Consider the following 19,493-nt stretch of genomic DNA (forward strand, 5'->3'; position numbering starts at 1 on the left):
TTTTGGTAAAAATACCCACCTTTAAGACATATATTTTCACGCTTGTTAATTATCCATTTTTATGAATTATCCTCCTGTATAAATCCTGATAATGTTTCATGAATGTCTGGATAACAAATTCCCATTCTACAGAAAGCTGTGCCTCAATGAACTGATGGGTAAAGCTGATAAAACTTACGTTTTTAATGAAGTGATGTTGGCTACCTTCTTCATAGAGTGTTTTCAATAATATATAGGCAAGAAGCGCAGCATACAGCTGATTAAATACCACATTTTCTGTTGTACCGAACAATGTGGGGACATTGAGGTGTTGTTTTATCCAGTGGAAAAAGACTTGTCGGGTAAAGGACTGGCGCGGTATTACTTTTCGTCCGTTTCCAGCCCCTCCCCATAAGAACTGCTCGTGAGGTTTTCCCTCAAGCAGCTCACCCCGTAAACTTCATCAAAAGGGTTATGAGACCTATCAAATAGCGGATACTTTCATCGGTATCTCTCTACACTTTTGAGGGGATAGACTTTCCAATCCCAGTAGAGCCCCAACACGTTATAGAGGTACTTATTACTCCATCTCCGCCATCCGATGCTACGCTTTCGTATCCGTTTCCTTCTCGTTAGTAACGTGCGGATTTTCATCTCCGTATAGTCACGTACTTCACTAAATGCTCGGCTAGCGTTTCCAACCCGGAAGTAGTTCACCCACCCAGCCAATACGGCATTGATTTGTTTCACCAAATCTTTTGCCGGTTTTGCTCCTCCGTTTTGAATCAATTCGCGGATTCGCGCTTTGACCGCTATGCGGGCTTTTTTCTTGGGCGTCATAAGAATAAAGGTTCCCGTTCTACTTCGGTTCGGTACTCGCCTCAAATCAAACCCCAGAAAGGAGAAAGATTCACCTTTTAAGACATTGACCATCCGGGTTTTCTCCAGATTGAGTTCAACCCCCAAGGGCTCCAGCTGTTCCCGCAGCCGTTGTAGTGCCAATTCAGCCCATCCGCGTTTGCTGGAGTGCCCGCTCACAGTGATTACCATATCGTCGGCAAACCGATGATAATTTACCGCCTCATAGTTGCCTTCCGCCGTTTTGCGTCGAATGGCATCGAATGTCCAATCCACTTCATTCAGGTAGATATTTGCGGCTAGTGGGGAAAACGGTCCCCCTTGTGGAACACCGATTTTTCCTGTTGCCTTGATTATCTGTTTTACAAGATGCATGACCTGTGGGTCTTGGACACGTTTTGCGATTTTCTCCAGTAGTATGCTGTGCCGTATCATATCAAAGTAGCGTGACAAATCAACATCAATTACCGTGGTCATACGTCGCAGTACACTGCGCCGTACTTCTGCCAGTGCCTGATGAGGGGAGCGTTTTGGTCGAAATCCATACGAATTGGGACAGAAGTCGGCCTCAAAGATTGCTTCTAAAATGAGTTTCAGCGCTCCTTGTACAACGCGATCTCGAATGCTCGGTATTTGTAATGTTCGCATTTTACCGTTCGCCTTCGGGATATTTACTTTGCGATTGGCTTGCGGTTGGTATGTCCCGGCTTGCAGTTCTGCTTGAATGTTTTCCAGAAACGGGATGACTCCCTCTCGTTCCACATCAGCGAAGCTTTGTCCGTCGATACCCGGGGCACCACCGTTTTTCTTCGCATGTTGGTAGGCTTCGTGAAGGGTTGTCATCTTTGTGATGTGGGTGAATAATCCCCAAAAACGATGTGTAGGTTCAGACTTCGTCCTTTGGTAGATTCGCCGCCTTAGTTCCTGCAAATGGATGGGTGTTTTTGTCATCGCACCCTTGCCTCCTTTGGTCGTACGAAATGTTTACAGGTTCGGACCCTTCCCTCCCCGCGCGTTTTGCTGCACGCGGCTCCCCAGTACTACGATCCGTTCCGCCACCCTGACACCTGCTTATCCCACTTCCCGATCACGGTTATAGGGACGGCCTCCTCGATGAGATTTCTTCATCGGGTGTCGAGGGCTTCTCCAGTTTCCACAACATCTTTCGCTCCATGTCGCCGCTGATACCCCGCCGGTGAGAACTGCCGTATCAGACTCATTTCAGTCAGTTCTTGTTGCTTTCGCACGTTATCGACCGTCTCAGCCACCGGGCTTGCGTGTAACGAGGCTACATCTGCGTTCACTGTACGTTACAACCTGGAGTTTTGCCCACGCTCCTTACGAACGTGATGTCAGAGGGCTCCACCGTCTCGCTTTTCGCTCCACGATGCCTCTCAGGCTACGGGAGTGGAGTCTTTTCTCCCGGTCGGACTTTCACCGACTAGATGTTGTGTCCTTAGCTGGACACGCCAATAGCCCAGCGGGCCTGATACATGGAAGCTATCTTTTCAGCATCTATGTCATAAATATTTGTAACGACACGCATCATTTTCCCTTCGATGTCAGTGAATTCTACGACGCGTTAACGGGATTCAGAACGCGCTTGCGGCGTACCAAGTTGACAAGTAAAATCTCCTGTAATATTGGAGTCTGCCGAACTCCATCGCCGTAATGACTTTTTTCTATATAGTGCTACATTCGTCTTCAGCCGGATGACAAAGGGCTGTTTCGTTTCTGCTTTTACAAAAGTATCAATGCGCTTGATTTGAAAATAAGCACGGTCAGCCACCAGAATAAATCCCGAGTCAAGAAATTCTTTCATCGATGGGACTATCATGGTGTAATCCCGTCGTTTCTCTCACTTTACATGGCATCTTCGATGCTTCTAAAAGGGCAACATGAAGTTTAATACCGGACCGTTTTCCATGATAAAGAGCCCGAGGAAGCCGAGATTCTCCCACCGTAATGGTAGTAGAATCGGTGAGTAATAACTCTTTGATAAGGAAACGCAGCAATAGAGAAACAGAAAGCTTGCGAGCGGTATCTTTGTAACCTTGGGCTTGTAAAATCTCTTGGATGTCCTCTTCGGTAACGAGATGTTCCAACACATGAAGAAGTGTGATAAACTTTTTCATAGGGGGTCGTCTCTTTTCGTAGAGATTTGTATGTGGTGTACAAACTCTTTTCCCGAAAAAGGTGCCTCTTTTTCATTTTTCAGCTTACTTTTTTTGGTTAATCAACACTCGTGATCCAATTTATCAGTTTATGGTAAGTGGAGTTTAGTTGAAAATGTTGGACATAATATTCATTGCGAATCCCCAGAAACGGTGATTGAGGCTATAAAATCATTGATTTTTCAACATAAAAAACAATCCTACCTTGGGTTTTAGTAGGATCGGTAGGTCTACTCTTCAAATCGCATGTTGGATAGGGGGGCAAAATGTCTTAATGAAAAAGAGAGGAAAAAATATTCTTCCTTCTCTTATTCATTGTATTTAATTTTGTATGTTCCGTTAGTCAGCATACTTACTATTACCGGTTTGAGCCCCCAGAGAAGTTGCTTCCACCCCAACTAGAACCTCCAGAAGAGAAAAGCTATTCTTTCTCTCATCATTGTAGCGAGAAGGAATAGTTAATCACTAATGAATATAAGTAGACATTTACAGAGAATTTACAACCTCTGAAATTCCTTTTTTTCCAATTTTCTTTAAAGGATTTATAACAGATACGACAGTTACAAACAGGGTGATTGTCAGGATCAGAAGGATTTGCACAAATGGAAATTTCCAAATTATATCATACGGTGAAAGCAAATAAGTAATCAATACTTTTTGCAGGGTAATACCGAGAATACAGCCTGTGAGACAACCTATCAGGGTGTAGGTTGCTGCTTCGGTCAACACCATTTTGTGGAGTTGAGCACTAGACATGCCGATTGCCCTCATTACCCCAAAGTATCTAGTTTTCGAAATAACACTTGTATTCATCGTATTGATGATATTCAATATACTGATTAAGGCAATAACCGCTACGAAACCGTATATAAAGACCGCCATCGTAAAAAAGGTTTGATCCATCTCCGCATTTTTTTGACGTGCATCCAGGAATGATATGGAGGAATTTAACATCCTTTTTATTTCATTTACAGTTTGTTCCTGGTTTTTGTCAGCAAGCTGGATGTCTATTATCTTAAATTTGGATTCACCAGTCCACTCGGTAAATAGTTTTTCTGTTGTGATAAATGTAGCTAAATTCAGCTTGGAGTCGCTAAAAGGAACCGAACGTAACAGACCTATTACCGTTAATTGTTTTGTTCCAACAGCGGTTTCAATGTAAATCTTGTCGCCTAATTGTAAATTTGTCGTTTTTGTTGATTGATGATTTCTTACATGATTCACAACAACGATAACTCCATTTTGTGCATTCATTTTATCTTCGGAAAGCTCTCCGGCGATCAAATCTTGTTTAGCCCAGTTGAATTGGTTTTTATCATAAGAGATGAGCCAAGAGCTTTCGAGTGGAACGAATAAACCATTGTCCTTCACTTTAATATGTTGCATACTTTCTTTATAGTTACTGATTAGTCTCGTTGCATCAAAGGTAGCATTCACATACCCAAACATTCGGCCATAAACTTTTTTAACGCCTTCAATGTTCGACAGTTTTGTATACAGATCGTCTTCCATACCTTGCTTGGATGTGAGGGAAATATCAGGTGTATATGGCTTGGTGGTTTTTAGGCCAGTGTGCATAAAATCAATAAAAACTTGAAAACCTAAAAACATGATGATGCTCATGGCAATTGAGGACGCCATCAAAATTAGAGTTTTCTTTTTGACAACAGCATTATTGATACCCATTGCAATCTCTGCACGGAATATTTTTGTTAATAAGCTACGCTTTTTATTTTTTGTATTTTTCATCTCATTATTACCCGTCATTGCATTTACGGGAGAAATCTGCGCCGCTTTTTTTGCAGGTAATAAAGAAGCTATATAAACTGTTAAAAAACCGATGATAATGCCCGCCCCTATGCCTGTCATGCTGAGCGAAAACAAGGGGATCTCCTTGAAAAGCTGATGGTTATAAAACTTCAATATACCAGAACAGATATAAGTAATAAGCATACCTGCAAGTACCCCAATGGGAATGGCTTTCAATGCTATTATAAGACCTTCACGCCTCACCAACTTTTTGGTCTGAGACTGTGATGCGCCAATACACCTTAAAAGCCCAAATTGCCGTACCCTGTCCATCACTGAAATATTGAACATATTATAGATCATAATCACGCCAGCCACGAGGACGATACAAAACAAGACGGCTCCTGTAGCATACAGCCCTATAATTGAGTTACTTGTGCCTTGTCCCATTACAGCCAATAAACGATTATTAAGTCCGATTCTCTCATCGGAAATATTTAAGGTGCTCTTTATATCTTTCTCTGCTTGAATAATGTTTACTTTCTCCTTGAACTCCACCAGAAAGAGGATGTCTAATGGTTTAGTCACCCTTGCGTTGGCTTCATCGATAGATAATAACACACCAGGTTTTCCTGATGCCTTTGTATTGCTTAGGTCATTATATATGCCGCTAACTACATATTCTCTTTCGATATTGTTCGGAAAAGAGAGCTTGACCGTATCATTTATCTTTACATCTAGGTAAGTATTTTCTGTTGCCCATCGCTCAATCATGATCTCATCCGGTTTTGTCGGAAATTTCCCTTCACTCACTTTTAGATTCATATTTGCGGCAAAGTCTTTATCAATGGCCCCAAACCAGCTCTTGATACCGTTTACCTTTCCATCTCCAACATCGATCCATCTTCCGGAATGCTTTACATCAATTCGACTGCTGATGGCTTTCCTTTCTTTATCAGAGGCATCTTTAAGAACAAGATGATAATTTCCAACATCATGGATCACCTGTATTTTTTCAAACTTCAAAAAAACATCAAGCATGGAAAAAATGCCGGTAATCAGAGCAACTGAGAGTGCAACGCTTGCAATGGTCAATCTTGTTTTCTTTTTATGTGCCGAAAAATATTTAGAGACAAGGGAAAGATAGCTTTTCATTGTCTGGAACCTCCAAGCTCAGTCACAATGCCATCTTCCACATTCAACACTCTATCTGCAAAGGAAGCAAAACTGGGATTATGTGTAATCATAATCAGTGTCTGATTGTACCGTTCAACAGACATTTTCATCAAATTGATGACTTCTCGGCTATTTTTAGTATCGAGATTTCCTGTAGGCTCATCCGCTAAAATGATTGCAGGCTTGGTTACAAGGGATCGTCCAATGGCCACACGCTGTTGTTGACCTCCCGATAGTTGATTGGGGAGATGATGTTTTCTATCCGTCAACCCGAGTATATGAAGCAACTCATCGATATACAGCTTGTCCGACTTTTTATAATCGAGCAGTAGCGGTAGCATCATATTTTCTTCCACATTCAATTCGGGAATCAAGTTGAATGCCTGAAAAACAAAACCGATGTTGCGTCTGCGGAATACAGACAGTTCCTTCTCTTGCATTGTATAGATATCCCTGCCATCTATATACACCTTGCCTGATGTAGGGGTATCCAGTGCTCCGAGTAGATTGAGAAGCGTACTTTTACCCGAACCTGACGGCCCAACGATAGCCACGAATTCACCTTTGGAAACAGAAAAGGATGCATTTTTTATGGCTTCCACCTTTGTTTCTTCTTTTCCGTATGTTTTCAAAAGTTCAACCGCTTTAAGTATTTCCATTTTTCTACCCCGCTTCTATTATTCTAAAGGTTTATTTAAGAACAAACCCAGAATAACATCCAGACCTTACTCTGCTATGAATTTTAGCTTACAGTTTTGTAAGCTTGGGAAGGTGAATGGTAAATCGTGTGCCTTTCCCGATTGCGCTCTCGACTGAAATAAAACCGCCATGCATTTCAATAATCGTTTTGGCTAAGGTTAGTCCTATGCCTGTACCTTGCTTATCTTGAGAAAATCGACTACGATAAAAAGGTTTGAAGACATGGTTTAGATCATCAGGGTGAATGCCTTCCCCGTCATCATAGACAGCTATTTTTACCATCAACGGAGTTTCCTCAAGATGAACCTCGATGCAATTTCTTGCTGTGGTATGCTCTACAGCATTTTTTATCAAATTACTCACAGCCTCAAGCAGCCATTCCTTGTCGCACCAATAGGATACTACTCCGTCAGTTCTCATTTCAAAGTTCTTTTGTTCATAAATCAATCTCGTTTCAAAGCTTGCAGTTGCCTGCTTTATCAGATCATTCAATACACACTCACTTTTGTGAAGCTCAATAATCCCAGCATCCAATTTTGCTAGCTTTAAGAGATTGGTTATTAAGGTTTGCATGCGCTCAAGCTCGCCTTCGCTTTTTTTCAAAAAACTTTCGATTACTTCATTATCTAAATGCTCCCCCCTCATAATCTCGTTGTAGATTGCCAGTGCTGATAAGGGCGTTTTCAACTGGTGAGACACATTTGTTAAAGTCTCCTTGAGAAATAACCGGTTGTGTTTTTCCTTTTCAATATGCGTATGTAAGGATGCTGTCACTGTATTAATAGATGCAGCTAGTTTGGACAAACTTCCTTCCTCGTTGTCATCAAGCCTTGTTGAAATAGATCCATTCATGATTTCATAGACTTCTTTCTGATATCGGTCTATTTTTTTGTAATGCTTTTTCAAAAACGTAAAGGCTACTATAAAAAGGAAAATGCTCATCCCGGTCGAGACGATAAAATTCATGATAACATTCGTTTGGTATACCGAATTCACAACAGGGATGAATCGCATTTGCAGACTATCTTTATATCCAGATGTTTCAAGTAAGGCTTTACCTGCTTCAAGCTCATTTTTCGTTTTATCAGCTGTGAATACTAATGGAAGCTCTGCAGCTAAATGTGGATAGTTATTGTTTAGATATCCTGCAAGCTCATAATCATGCTTGAGCATTTCATGCTTTAACTGAACTGTGTTCATATATACAAGGATTTGCGTGAGTATAGCACCGGCTAATAAGACAAGCATCCATTGCATAAAAAATCTTTTCGCATCCTTATTAATCAATAAATCCATAACAAGCCCCTTATCTGACGTTCCATTTATATCCCATCCCTCTAATTGTTGTTAAAAAAGATGGCTGCTTTGAATGATCTTCTATTTTGTCGCGCAGTCTGCTAATATAGACGGCTAAAGTATTGTCATCGATAAAGTTTTCGTGACCATCCCATAATTTTTGCATAATCTGCTCTTTTGATAATACCAGATTCGGATTTTGCATAAATAAACACAGAAGCTTGTATTCTGTTGCAGTAAGCTCCAGTTCAGTTCCATTTTTCAGAACCCTGCCTTCTAAAAGCTTTACTGTAATCCCATTTGCACTTAATTCCGCGACCTGCTCATTTGCAAAACCTAAACGTCTCCATGTCGCATTCATTCGGGATATAAGCTCATTCAATTTCAAGGGCTTTGTCATATAGTCATCTCCGCCTATATCCAGTCCCATAACAACATTTGTTTCTTCGTCGGAAGCCGTGAGGAAAATAATCGGAACATTGGATGTCTGTCTAACTATTTTACATAGATCAAAGCCACTGCCGTCGGGAAGCATTAAATCAAGCAGTATCAGATGAAACTCGTATTGACGAAAGTAAGCCTTTGCTTCCTTTACCGTCCTTGAAATTGTTACATCAAACCCTTGTTTGGACAGAAAAAATTTCAATCCTTCGATCAAACTTAAATCATCTTCTACTAATAGTATTTTTCTCATCTGCGCTCCTCCATCCATCATATTTTATCAAATGTCAAATTACTTCTTGTATTTGTAATTTTAAAGATAGTAGTTGGTAGCCTTCTTTTTCAAATCTACACCCTACTGTTTGATAAGAAGGCATATCTTGTGATCATACATTCCCTATATCGTTTTTTACAAAAATTTACACAATGTACCTTGCCATCCGATTGTATGTTTTATAATCTAATGAATTCTCTTTTAAATTATTTTATTTAAAAAGTAATAAAGATGATTTTCCCTTACTTGTTCAATTGATTCTTGCCAAATATGGCATGTAATGATTCGTTGCTGTTTTTTAGAATTGGTACATTGTGAGAGTAAGGGAAAATCCTGACATTGCTTAGGGTCTGACTTATAATGGCGATATCCATTTCGATCGGTTGTACTATAGAGCAATTTCGGCCCGCTAAGGCTTATTTGAGCATGCCTAAAATTTCGATTGGCTACTTGAAGTTCATGAAAAACAGCCTGATTTTATTTTGGACGCCACTTTATTTTCGTTAACTTGATGGGCATGAAAGCTCACCCCCAAAACGATAAAATAAGCTTCTTTGTTACAAAAAGCCCAAAAATTTCGTTCTGGGGGTGCAATAAAATTTTAACTTGATAGGTATGCGTAGAGACACCCCATTTTTGAAAACGGGGTGTCTGCACTTAAAATTTTGACCTCCCAGATTCGCTTGTATGGGCTTTTAGAGGCAAGGGGAGATATTTTTGTCCCCCTAAAATCGTTAAAATTGGTTTGAGATTTTTCGAAAGAGATTTTCTCAACAGTCTCAAGCGTCCATTATTAGATAGACGCTTGTTTTTATATAAAGAATCACAGGCACGAAGAAAATCATTGACAGAAATGAATGTGCCGCTTAATGTATTAAGTGTACTATATTTAGTAATACAGTTAATACATACAAAATTAAGGAGAGGAGGCGAGAAATTGATTAAAATAGTTAAGAAATAGATAAGAAGCAGTTAAAACCGCCTTCTTATAATGTAACCATGAGCTAACTGAAAGAGGATGTCTCAAAAATGAGTGTAATCATAAAAACCACAAATCTAACAAAGATGTATGGAAATCAAAAATCAATAGATCATCTTAATATGACTGTGAATCAAGGAGAAATTTTAAGGAGAATCGGATCAACTGTCTAGTATTCAGAGTTTTATGAAAATATGACAGCCAGAGAAAACTTATTAATCAACGCAAAGCTCATGGATGTTTATAAGAAAAATGCGATTGAAGAAGCACTCGGGATCGCTGGACTGCAACACGAAACCAAAAAGCTGGTTGGCCAATATTCCATGGGCATGAAGCAAAGTTTCCTGTTTAGAGTGTACAACAATAACCCCGACTTCCCGTAGGGTAGGGAAATCGGGGTTTCATTTTACAGTATTCTGAAAAATAGGAGGAATTTAAGAATGGTGTTTTCCCAGTTCAATATTGATGCCTTTCGTTTGATTAATGATTTAGGTAAACAGTACTCTTACCTAAATCCAGTTATAGTCTTTTTAGCGGAATATATGTTGTATTTTTTATGTTTGAGTATTGTTGTCTATTGGTTTACTCGAACCAACAAAAACAGAATGATGGTCATTCAGGCGGTGATCGCCTTTATTCTTGCTGAAATCCTCGGGAAAATGGCTGGTCAATTTCATTCCCATTATCAACCGTTTGCGGTGCTGCCACATGTCAATCAACTTATCGAACATGATATAGACAATTCGTTTCCGAGTGACCATACGATCCTGTTTTTTTCAGTTTGCATTTCATTCTGGCTTGTGCGCAAAAAGGGGGAGTGGCTATGGCTTATGCTTCCATTATGTGTAGCTATCTCCCGTATATGGGTAGGTGTTCATTATCCTATCGATGTTATTACAGGGGCTCTTTTAGGGGTGATTTCAGCCTTATTTGTGTACTGGTTGGTACCAAAACTCTCTTCTATAAAGCAACTACTTGCCCTTTATGAAAAGATGGAACAACAGGTTCTACCTTCAAAAGACAAGTCGAAAAACTTTTGAATATGTAACATGTTTCTACATTTAACGTAGTAAAACTGAAAAAGAAAAGCGGTAGTAAGTATTCCGTGACAGCCATTGTCAGGGAAGTCATTATATGCTGTTTTTAAAAGAACCTAAACTAATTGTTGATTTGTAATCATGTTTTTGCACCTTCCAATTTAATTTAGCGCACGCTCTTTTTTTATTATAGGATCGAATCAATCTCATAACCTAAAATGAACCTCTGTCAATAGATTGGACACAATGAATCGAGAGAATCACGCTGTTTTTCGGTACGTACGTTCGCATTGGTTGGGCGTGACATATCCGATGGAAGAGTGGATTCGCTTTCCATTGTAAAAACATGCAATGTACTCGAAAATACGCTTCTTTGCCTCAGCTCGTGTTGAAAAGGTTTCGAGATACACAAGTTCTTTCTTCAGTATACTGTGAAAAGATTCGATGCAGGCGTTGTCATAACCGTTTCCCTTGCGGCTCATGCTACCCTTCATGCCATACTTCTTGAGGCGTTCCTGATACTCGTGTGAGGCATATTGGCTGCCCCGGTCAGAATGATGCAGGACTTCGTCCTGCGGCCGTTGACGGCGATAGGCCTGATCTAGCGCCTCCAATACAAGTTCTTTCGTCATCCGTTTATCCATGTGCCAACCGACAATCTTTCGTGTATACAGGTCCATGATGCTCGCTAGATATAGCCAGCCCTCTTTGCTAGGAATGTATGTAATGTCTGCCATCCACACCTGATTGGGTGCCTGGGCGCTAAACTTCTGAGCGAGTACGTTATCGTAAACCGGTAGGTTGTGCCTGGAGTTGGTCGTGGCCTTGTACTTCTTGACGGTACGGGATTTCAAGCCAAGCTCTTTCATGATACGGGCCACCGTTTTCTCTGACACCTGAACGCCCTGCTGCCGTAGGATTAGAGTAACCTTCGGGCTTCCATAGAGACGGCGTGACTCTAAGAAGACACGACGAATCTGCACCTCCAGCCTGTTTCGGCGCTTGCTTCGCTCACTTTCCTTGCGTATAGTCCATGCATAGTATCCGCTTCTGGAAACGTTGAGGACAGCGCACATCTTCGCGACACGGAGTTTGAAGCACTCATCCGAATGGACGGCAGTGGCAAGCTGTGCACTGCTGACATCACACAGCTGGAACGAGAATGGCAGGCAATCTCGGAACAATCCGGAACGTTGCGTATTTGGCGAGATAACGTAGTGCTTACGGTGTCTGCCGATTATTATGATCAATACCTGCTGGAGAAGTTGGACGAACTGAAGGCGTCCATCGACGATAACGGCTTTCTACGCTCTGCCCGTTTGATTGGAGTGGCGATTGCTTATTGCGAGCAGTATATCGGAGCTTCCTATTTTGAATACCGACTGAGAGAGTTGATCTACGATGGTATTCTAGAAATTAAGGGTATTCCTACGGCGATGAGATTTTATAGTATCAAACGCAAACGGCGCACTGAAAGCGAACTTTCGGTCTGCATCGATGAGCCATCCTCATAGAACAGTAAGAATAAAAAATACACCACAAAATGAATACTTACTCGTAATACCAAACGATAGAAAGAACTCTATAATGAACAAACGAGTGTAGAACGTACCTTTGCCCGGTTAAAAGAACAACTATATCGTCGCATCCAAGCGTTCCACTAACGTATCTGTTAGTGGAACTTCATTTTTCTGTTTCGTGAGAATGCATTTTTGTATGGATGGACAAACTCTATTACTTCATACATACGGTGAACGTAATAAAAATTATGAAGAAGGAAATGCTTTTCTTTAATTTCATGGATGCTACAGTTTTTTTCTTAATATGGTACTATCCTTTTATGGATTCTAACTATTCGGCACAACATTCCTTACAAGAGACGTTGAATACCATGGCTCTTTTCAAATCTTTGTCTTCCTGCATCGCGATCTTCTCCAAGATTTCCGTAATATGTTCATCCTTCAAAGCTTGGTCATCGCCAAGCTTATACGGCCATTCTTAGAACGAAATCATTATCGCCTTTTCTTGTTGTTTCTTCCGCCGTATTCACTAGAGTTGAATCCGATTGAAAAAGTATGGGCATGAATAGGGAGGGCATGGTGTTAAAACATTAGCTCAGTTCTATATAAGTAATAAAATCACGATTTTACTCAATTTACAGGAAATATACGGAAATTTCTAAGGTGAAATAGATTGGTTTTTATTGTAAAATAGTTAGTAGGGAGGGGATGAATATGTTTATGAAAGTTTGGAAAGAGAGAAAACAACCTTTTTTGGCATTCGATATTTTGTTTTCAGTTATAACTGTTGTTATGGCAATTATGGTTATGATTAATCCAGCGTCAAGTTTAAATATGGCATGTATGCTTTTTTCGTTAGGGCTAGTTTTTGTAACCAAAGCAATTGAGATGATTGTTACAAAGAAACGGGAATATTTTGTTTTAACTGTAATATCTTCAGTATTTATCATGGTTTCAGCAAGTCTAAGTTTATGGAATGTATTTCACTAACGGGTAGCATTCCTGTAATAAAGAAATTTAAGGTTTGATAGAAAAAGAGCCCTCTTGGTAATATACAAATTGTCCTGCGTTCTTCCATATCATAAATGGATGACTTTGTGGACAATGTTTACTGTTTCCTATTGATTTGTCGCTTTGAAGACAATATATAATCAACCTGTTCATGATGTAAAATCTGTTGCTTTATATGGAGGCAGTATTTATTTAATATTTGGAATACCACTATATATTGGTCTTTTTGATGTCCTTAAATCAAAAGTGCCTCCATCATATTCTGGTGTTATTTATATAGGTTGTATTATTTTAAGTGGAGTTCTACTAACTTTACTTGTTGTTTTATTAGGTGGCGGAAAAGTACAACAATTGATAAGTTCGGAAAGTAGTTTGTTTGGGATTTTATATATCGTATCAGGTGTTGTCTTTGGCTCCATATGCTTATCAGAAAGGAAAATATATAAAGTCTAATGTCTAATAACATCTGTTCTATTAACAAGTTTTCTTAAGAATCATTAAGAAGGCTTGTTTTATTTTTTATTTGGAAATTAAACGAATTTAAAAAGGATGAATTATTCATGCGGGGACTTAATTTATCGATTTTATCATTAGGCTTATTTATTTTATATGGCGCTCTTTTTGTTGGAGGGATTATTACTAATTTTTTAATGTTATATATATGCATCTTGCTACCATTTTTTGCTTTTGTATTTGCAGCCAAAGAAGAAAAAAGTAATTTGAAAACGGCTATCACTGTAATAAGTGGCTTTGTTTTAATTGCTGTTTTACTTTTACTTTATCTTATTATTTTTCAAACAGGTTAAAATTGTTTTCAATAGGTAGACAGCTGAAATCAACTCATACAAGCAAATTGCTGGTAACGCTATATTTGAAATAGGAAGAAGGTTGAAATACGTTAAGGAAAACGACCTAGCTCATAGTGAATTCGGAAGATGGCTAGAATCAGTAGATATAGATACATATGATGCTTCTAAATTTATTCGTGTATACGAAGAATTTGCAGAATTGGGCGCGTGCCCAAATTTAGGTTAGAAGAAGTTATTTGCCATTATACCGTTACCTAAAGAGGTAGACCGTCATGAATTCATTTCAACAACACACACAATTCCGTCTATAGGCGAATCTAAGACTATAGATGAGATGACAGTACGTGAATTACATGAAGTAAAAAAACGTGCGGGGCAACTTCATGTCATTTCAATGTCTCGTTTCCAATAGTGAGCCATAAACACTTTAACCTCAAAGCTTCTAGCAATTTTAGTTTCTCGTGTCAAAAAAACCTGTCCCAGTTGAAGATAGTAAATAAATACACGAAAAAACAATTCCATTTCTAACACAAAAAAACATATGTAAAGAAGGAACACATGACATCTTCTTTATATATATTTCGGGAGCTTGTTAACTAGCCTAAGATTATTTTAAAAGTTATTTTTCTAAGTACATTGTGTAAAAAAAACACCTGCATCATTCTGATCATAATTTTTATTTAAAAACAAATATCCGATCGAGTCACTAAGGCTAAATATATCATGAAATCCTTCAGGAAAATCACCGCCATAAATTTGTAAGCAAAATTGATAATCATCCAAGCCCATGTTTTCTATTTGTAGCAGAGATGGTTTATTACCAATCAACGAACCACAGTAAATCTCTATATCATCCAAATCCTCTTCATCTACTTCTTCTAAATCTAAATTCAATTCATTCCCCAAAATGAACTCTTGTGCTGGTATTAGGAAATCTGATTCATTTCGAATATCACCTACTTCGTGTAATAAAATTCTTGTAAATCCTTTTTTAATGTTTTTTAACTCTTCTTTATCTCCATGAAAAGTGATTAAATCTAAAAAGTAATCATCTTTTTTATACGTTGTAAAAACGGATAGCACATGTTCTTTTGGTAAGTTTAAATTTAGGGTTTTATTAAGAAAATCCGTTGGCAAACATATTACAAGTGTTAATTTATCTCCATTTGGATTTAATGGCCAATCAATATTTTCAGGCAAGAAACTATATCCACCAAGTCGAGGTACATTTGATTCATTTTCAACATCTTTAAAAATAATTTCTACTGACATATTTTTGACACCATCCTTATTTTCTACATTCCATAGGTGCAGCAAGAAACGCCTGCAGAATCGCTTCACGACAATATCCTGGTGCTCCTTGTGGGGTACGACTTTTCAACTTTCTTGCATATGGACGTAAGTCCAAAGAAGAAAAAAAGAGTTCTAACCGCTCTTTTAATTCAAGTTTTAGCCATTCTTCAAAGAAAAATAGGGTTTCTTGTAGAATATACACAGTAGACTTCTTCTTCGTTAGTGGAATGGGCTTGGTTATCTGTATTCTTCTACAAGTTGGGGTGAAGTCCTTTTTTGTGACTAAAAAAGCCTTGCGGCTCTAAGGACGAAAATTATGCAAAACGCTCATACTATAAATGATTAAACTTTATTATAAAATTCAACCTTAAATCTGCTGAAAAGGAATCCATTTTAATCAATCTTTTTTTAAAATGGATTTTTTTATTTTGACATAATGTGATGATTCGATAGGGACTTTTGCTCAAACTTTATTTCAAAGCTACAGTATTCATTTCCCCAAGTCCTTTAAAATGCCAAAATAATAAGTTGTTACAATATTATTCAGATTTTAAATAACTTTAGTAGCCTCCTGTCTATTTGAATGACAGAAGGCTCCTGTGTTTTTAAGCTAAAACTAAATAACTTTATTATCATTACACATTAAAGGTAGCTTGTCTTCTTAACTTGATGATGAGCTAAGCGCCCTTTCACAAAGGGCCATTGAAGAATGTATATGTATGATTCTTCCATACTTTTTTTACTGATCTGGGTTTGGAATGATGAATGACACTGTTGTACCTTCGCCTAGTTTGCTATGGATGGACAGGCCTTTACCGTACATTTGCGTCAGACGTCGATTCGTATTAGACAGTCCAATGCCACTTTTGTCTCTCATCCTCAGATCTAATATTTGCTGAACCTTTTCTTGCTCCATACCTTGGCCGTCGTCCCTTACTTCAAAAAGTGTGGAACCATTCTGACGGGTAATTCGAAGTTGAACTGTACCGCCCTTGACTTGACTAAGAATACCGTGTTTAACGGCGTTTTCAATCAGCGGCTGGATCGTAAGTGGAGGAAGAAATACATCAATGCTTGGATCAACCTCCCATATGACGGATAGCCTCTCTCCGAATCGCTCCTTTTCAATATATAGATAGGCACTGACAAGCTCTAGTTCATGAGAAAGTGTGACCAGTTCCCCCGAGTTCAGGAAATCAAAGCTGACCCGTAAATAAGATGCAAAAGCATCACCAAGTCTGCGCATCTTCTCTGTATCAATGTCACCTAACGCCATAATTGAGTTTAGCGTGTTGAACAGGAAGTGAGGATGAATTTGCGCCTGTAGATAGGCTGCCTCCATGCGTAATCGTTCATGGACGGATTGCTTTAATGTTGTTAACGACCAAATACGGGATTTTAGTTCCAGAGCGTCAACGGGTTTGGTGACATAATCGTTGGCTCCGGATAAAAATCCGGCGTAGATGTCTGTAGGCTGACTACGTGCCGTCAGCAGCAAAACCGGAAGCTCCGAGAGAGAGAAACGTTCCCTTACCCTCCGTGTTAGCTCGTAGCCGGACATATGTGGCATCATAACATCGGTAATCAGTAAATCCCATCGCTCTGTACCAAGCAATTCCAGGGCTTCTCGGGCTGATGTGACTGACCTGATGTTGTACGACTCCGTCGATAGGATGCTGACGAGCACCTTCAGGTTAACAGGATCGTCATCAACAGCCAGGATGTTCATTTTCCCGTCAGTAAAGGATGATAACGGGAATTGCAAGGGCCATGCGCTAGTTAACGCATCCGAAAAGCTTAAACTGACTGCTACCTCCTCACTTGCATCAAGCTGTTGAGGAGGCAGGTTTTGAAAAGGTGAAAGATCGGATGGGGTGGCCAACGGAAGCATAAAACTGAATACGGAACCCTTACCCAGTTCAGAATGAGCTGTCAGTTCACCACCATGCAGTTCCACCAACTGCTTGCATATGCTTAGGCCGAGGCCGATTCCTGAGCCATTGCTTATTCCATGAGGCCCTTGCTCATAGGGCAAAAATATGCGAGCCAGTGTTTCTTCATCCATGCCGGAGCCGGTGTCGAATACATGGATGACAGCATGTCCGTTCCGGAGCTCAGCGGACACAGTAATGATTCCTTCATTGGTGTATTTAAGCGCGTTATGCAGTAAATTAAATAAAATTTGTACAAGTCTTTTTTCATCTGCCAAAACAGGCGGCATGGATTCTGCAATCTCTATTTTCAGCTGAACGGGTTTGCCGTTAGTCATAAATTGGAGCATGCCGATGACACCAGAAGCGACGGATTGAATGAGCAAGGGCTCCTTCTGAAGCATAATAAGATTGTCCTGCAGCCGCACGACGTCGAGCAAATCATCAAGCATATGCGACATCCGGCGGCTGATTGTGATAAGTAGCTCCATATCTTTGAAGCTTTTTCCATCCATTGTTTGTTGCTCTTTCACCGCAACGGTCTGAGCGATATTCATAATGGCATGTAGCGGCGTTCTCAGTTCGTGTGACGTATTGGCGAGAAATTGGTCCTTCAGTTTGTCAGCCTTTCTCAACTGCTCGTTAAGCTTGACGTTTTCCTCGGAATTGCGGAAATACCGTTTAAAACCGTAAGCCGAAAAGCCGATAATCGCCGCGATAATATCGATGGGATAGTAGACCCTGGTCATCTCTATATTATAATTGAACACACCCCACACAACACTAGATACAATACTTGTAGCACCTAATAGCAGAAAGACAGAATCCGGTTGATTTCTAATAAACATGTTACCGATCAGATAGACGAACCAGGCCAAAGGGAACAAATAAAGAAAAGAGAACACTTTGGCTGCAATTGAATAATAAATAAGTGGTGCCGGTGCAATCAATAGAAATGCCGAGTAGAGGCCCAACACAATAATGTACGAATAGAACAACCGGGTGCCTGTTACATGTTCAGAAAAGCTTCTAGCCAGTGCCAGACTAAAAAAGGACAGCCCTATGTAGGAGAGTACCTTGATTTTTAAAGCCCAGGTATAATCCAACGGCAACCAAAGTAATAGCAAGCTATCATGATCAGACACGATAGAAAGGCTAGAAAACACTAGCAACAGAAAGAATATAAGAAATGACTTTTGCCGTGGACCGAACACATACAATAGGATAGCGTATAAACCATGCAGCAGTAGTATGATGAAGGTTGCAAGTTGAAAGCCGATGGAATACCAGCGTTCAGTGTCAATGGCAGCTTGGGAACCCAGACGAATGGACTTGATAATGCCACCTTTTAGCGGATGATCGAAATTGGCTACACGCACAAGCAGCTCGATTTCCTTCACATTGTCTGCCGTATAGGATGCGGTATAAGAGACGGCCCTTGGCCTGTATGTTTGGGCTTGCTCTGTGGGTAATCCGAATACCGCTGCCGTCTCACCATTAATTTCAACAATGGAAGATGCCTGAATTTGTTGGATCCAGAACGTATAGGGTTGGTTTAGTGGCTGATCGACCAAAATGCGCAGTCGATACGTTCCGTAGCCAAACGATGAGTTCGATTCTTTCGATAAGGCGCTGCGCCAATCTCCTGGAACTTGAACATAATGTGGCTGGTGAATAGCTGAGCTCGTCGTGTCTTCATGCGAGATGAATGCCTTAGGGTAAAATTCCCATTCACCATCCAATGGAATGGAGCCGGAATTTTCGAAGTTCCAGCCGCGCATATCAAGTACACCTCGAGCCGCACCAGGATGTTCCGGCGTAGCAAGAATCGTAAACCAACTCCATCGGAGACTAAGAAAAATAGAGAGAAATACCATAATAATTGTAATTTGTTTTAAAATAGTATAATTACGTATCCATATCATAAAATATTAATTTCGATACAATCTTCGAAACTCCTTTTTCTGTAAAAATCTAAAAAGAAGGGACCCTGGTAATGTATCAACAGTAGCTAAGAAAGGTAGCAAGCGATTGCAACATATCGCCATCAAGATAGGAGCAATAAATACCCCTAAAACGAAAAAAACACTATTCCTCCCTCTATGAATTAAAGTTTTTCTTATGAATACTCATGTATTCTTACAATATCTTGATTTTTATAAACGAAGCTTCAGTTAGACATTTGAAACTTTTTAAAATATTGGAAGTAGGGGATGTAGGCCATCAAAGACCTACGGCCTTTTTTTGAAAAATATGGTTGCACATTG

The 19,493-nt window shown here is 39.7% G+C and carries 16 protein-coding genes and 3 pseudogenes; 8 read left to right on the plus strand and 11 right to left on the minus strand.

Features of this window, described 5'->3' with window-relative positions; genetic code table 11:
- Positions 1–480 precede the first annotated feature (480 nt).
- The 7 genes from ltrA to AF333_RS22350 form a co-directional block, all read right to left on the minus strand.
- Positions 481–1,788 (minus strand): group II intron reverse transcriptase/maturase, encoded by a 1,308-nt coding sequence (gene ltrA, locus AF333_RS22315; RefSeq protein WP_043065876.1) that lies wholly within the window; start codon positions 1,786–1,788, stop codon positions 481–483.
- Positions 1,789–2,419: 631 nt separating this feature from the next.
- Positions 2,420–2,659, minus strand: coding sequence for a transposase (locus AF333_RS22325; RefSeq protein ID WP_052812053.1), 240 nt, complete (start codon positions 2,657–2,659; stop codon positions 2,420–2,422).
- On the minus strand, positions 2,643–2,972 hold the full coding sequence (locus AF333_RS22330; RefSeq protein ID WP_052812051.1) for a hypothetical protein: 330 nt from the start codon (positions 2,970–2,972) through the stop codon (positions 2,643–2,645). Before AF333_RS22330 ends, AF333_RS22325 begins: the two co-directional genes overlap by 17 nt.
- A 525-nt stretch (positions 2,973–3,497) precedes the next feature.
- Positions 3,498–5,915: an ABC transporter permease gene (locus AF333_RS22335; protein ID WP_043065874.1), complete on the minus strand. Its 2,418-nt coding sequence runs from the start codon at positions 5,913–5,915 to the stop codon at positions 3,498–3,500.
- A complete protein-coding gene (locus AF333_RS22340) occupies positions 5,912–6,595 on the minus strand; it encodes an ABC transporter ATP-binding protein (RefSeq protein ID WP_043065873.1) in 684 nt (227 codons plus the stop codon). Before AF333_RS22340 ends, AF333_RS22335 begins: the two co-directional genes overlap by 4 nt.
- Positions 6,596–6,683: 88 nt before the next feature.
- Positions 6,684–7,931 carry a sensor histidine kinase gene (locus AF333_RS22345; protein ID WP_043065872.1) on the minus strand — a complete coding sequence of 416 codons (1,248 nt, stop codon included), beginning with the start codon at positions 7,929–7,931 and terminating at the stop codon, positions 6,684–6,686.
- A gap of 10 nt (positions 7,932–7,941) precedes the next feature.
- Positions 7,942–8,625 carry a response regulator transcription factor gene (locus AF333_RS22350; RefSeq protein WP_043065871.1) on the minus strand — a complete coding sequence of 228 codons (684 nt, stop codon included), beginning with the start codon at positions 8,623–8,625 and terminating at the stop codon, positions 7,942–7,944.
- 1,050 nt (positions 8,626–9,675) lie between these two features.
- On the opposite strand from AF333_RS22350, the pseudogene AF333_RS32310 reads away from it, so the two are divergent.
- Together AF333_RS32310 and AF333_RS22360 are read left to right on the plus strand one after the other, a co-directional pair.
- A pseudogene (locus tag AF333_RS32310) lies at positions 9,676–9,963 on the plus strand (ABC transporter ATP-binding protein); the annotation flags it as partial.
- Between the two features lie 102 nt (positions 9,964–10,065).
- Entirely contained in the window at positions 10,066–10,665 is a 600-nt protein-coding gene (locus AF333_RS22360) for an undecaprenyl-diphosphatase (RefSeq protein ID WP_043065870.1), read from the plus strand.
- A gap of 257 nt (positions 10,666–10,922) precedes the next feature.
- On the opposite strand, the pseudogene AF333_RS22365 reads toward AF333_RS22360, so the two are convergent.
- Positions 10,923–11,750 (minus strand): annotated as a pseudogene (locus AF333_RS22365) (IS3 family transposase); the annotation flags it as partial.
- 21 nt (positions 11,751–11,771) lie between these two features.
- On the opposite strand from AF333_RS22365, the gene AF333_RS22370 reads away from it, so the two are divergent.
- From AF333_RS22370 to AF333_RS37695, 6 genes are all read left to right on the plus strand, one after another.
- Positions 11,772–12,176 (plus strand): DUF3658 domain-containing protein, encoded by a 405-nt coding sequence (locus AF333_RS22370; RefSeq protein ID WP_052812049.1) that lies wholly within the window; start codon positions 11,772–11,774, stop codon positions 12,174–12,176.
- A gap of 436 nt (positions 12,177–12,612) precedes the next feature.
- On the plus strand, positions 12,613–12,747 hold the full coding sequence (locus tag AF333_RS33135; protein ID WP_139189330.1) for a transposase: 135 nt from the start codon (positions 12,613–12,615) through the stop codon (positions 12,745–12,747).
- 149 nt (positions 12,748–12,896) lie between these two features.
- Positions 12,897–13,172 (plus strand): hypothetical protein, encoded by a 276-nt coding sequence (locus AF333_RS22375; RefSeq protein WP_043065868.1) that lies wholly within the window; start codon positions 12,897–12,899, stop codon positions 13,170–13,172.
- A gap of 144 nt (positions 13,173–13,316) precedes the next feature.
- The gene (locus AF333_RS33140) at positions 13,317–13,646 is read left to right on the plus strand and encodes a hypothetical protein (protein ID WP_139189328.1); all 330 of its coding nucleotides are present in this window, start codon (positions 13,317–13,319) and stop codon (positions 13,644–13,646) included.
- A 107-nt stretch (positions 13,647–13,753) separates the two neighbouring features.
- Positions 13,754–13,999 (plus strand): hypothetical protein, encoded by a 246-nt coding sequence (locus tag AF333_RS22380; protein ID WP_043065867.1) that lies wholly within the window; start codon positions 13,754–13,756, stop codon positions 13,997–13,999.
- Between the two features lie 28 nt (positions 14,000–14,027).
- Positions 14,028–14,228: a DUF3102 domain-containing protein gene (locus AF333_RS37695; protein WP_080787720.1), complete on the plus strand. Its 201-nt coding sequence runs from the start codon at positions 14,028–14,030 to the stop codon at positions 14,226–14,228.
- Between the two features lie 401 nt (positions 14,229–14,629).
- On the opposite strand, the gene AF333_RS22385 is transcribed toward AF333_RS37695, so the two are convergent.
- The 3 genes and pseudogenes from AF333_RS22385 to AF333_RS22395 form a co-directional block, all read right to left on the minus strand.
- Positions 14,630–15,274 carry a DUF1963 domain-containing protein gene (locus AF333_RS22385; protein WP_043065866.1) on the minus strand — a complete coding sequence of 215 codons (645 nt, stop codon included), beginning with the start codon at positions 15,272–15,274 and terminating at the stop codon, positions 14,630–14,632.
- 28 nt (positions 15,275–15,302) lie between these two features.
- A pseudogene (locus tag AF333_RS22390) lies at positions 15,303–15,497 on the minus strand (transposase); the annotation flags it as partial.
- Between the two features lie 537 nt (positions 15,498–16,034).
- Positions 16,035–19,151 (minus strand): hybrid sensor histidine kinase/response regulator, encoded by a 3,117-nt coding sequence (locus AF333_RS22395; RefSeq protein ID WP_053432766.1) that lies wholly within the window; start codon positions 19,149–19,151, stop codon positions 16,035–16,037.
- Between the last annotated feature and the right edge of the window lie 342 nt (positions 19,152–19,493).

The sequence above is a fragment of the Aneurinibacillus migulanus genome, assembly GCF_001274715.1.
Classification (GTDB): Bacteria; Bacillota; Bacilli; order Aneurinibacillales; family Aneurinibacillaceae; genus Aneurinibacillus; species Aneurinibacillus migulanus.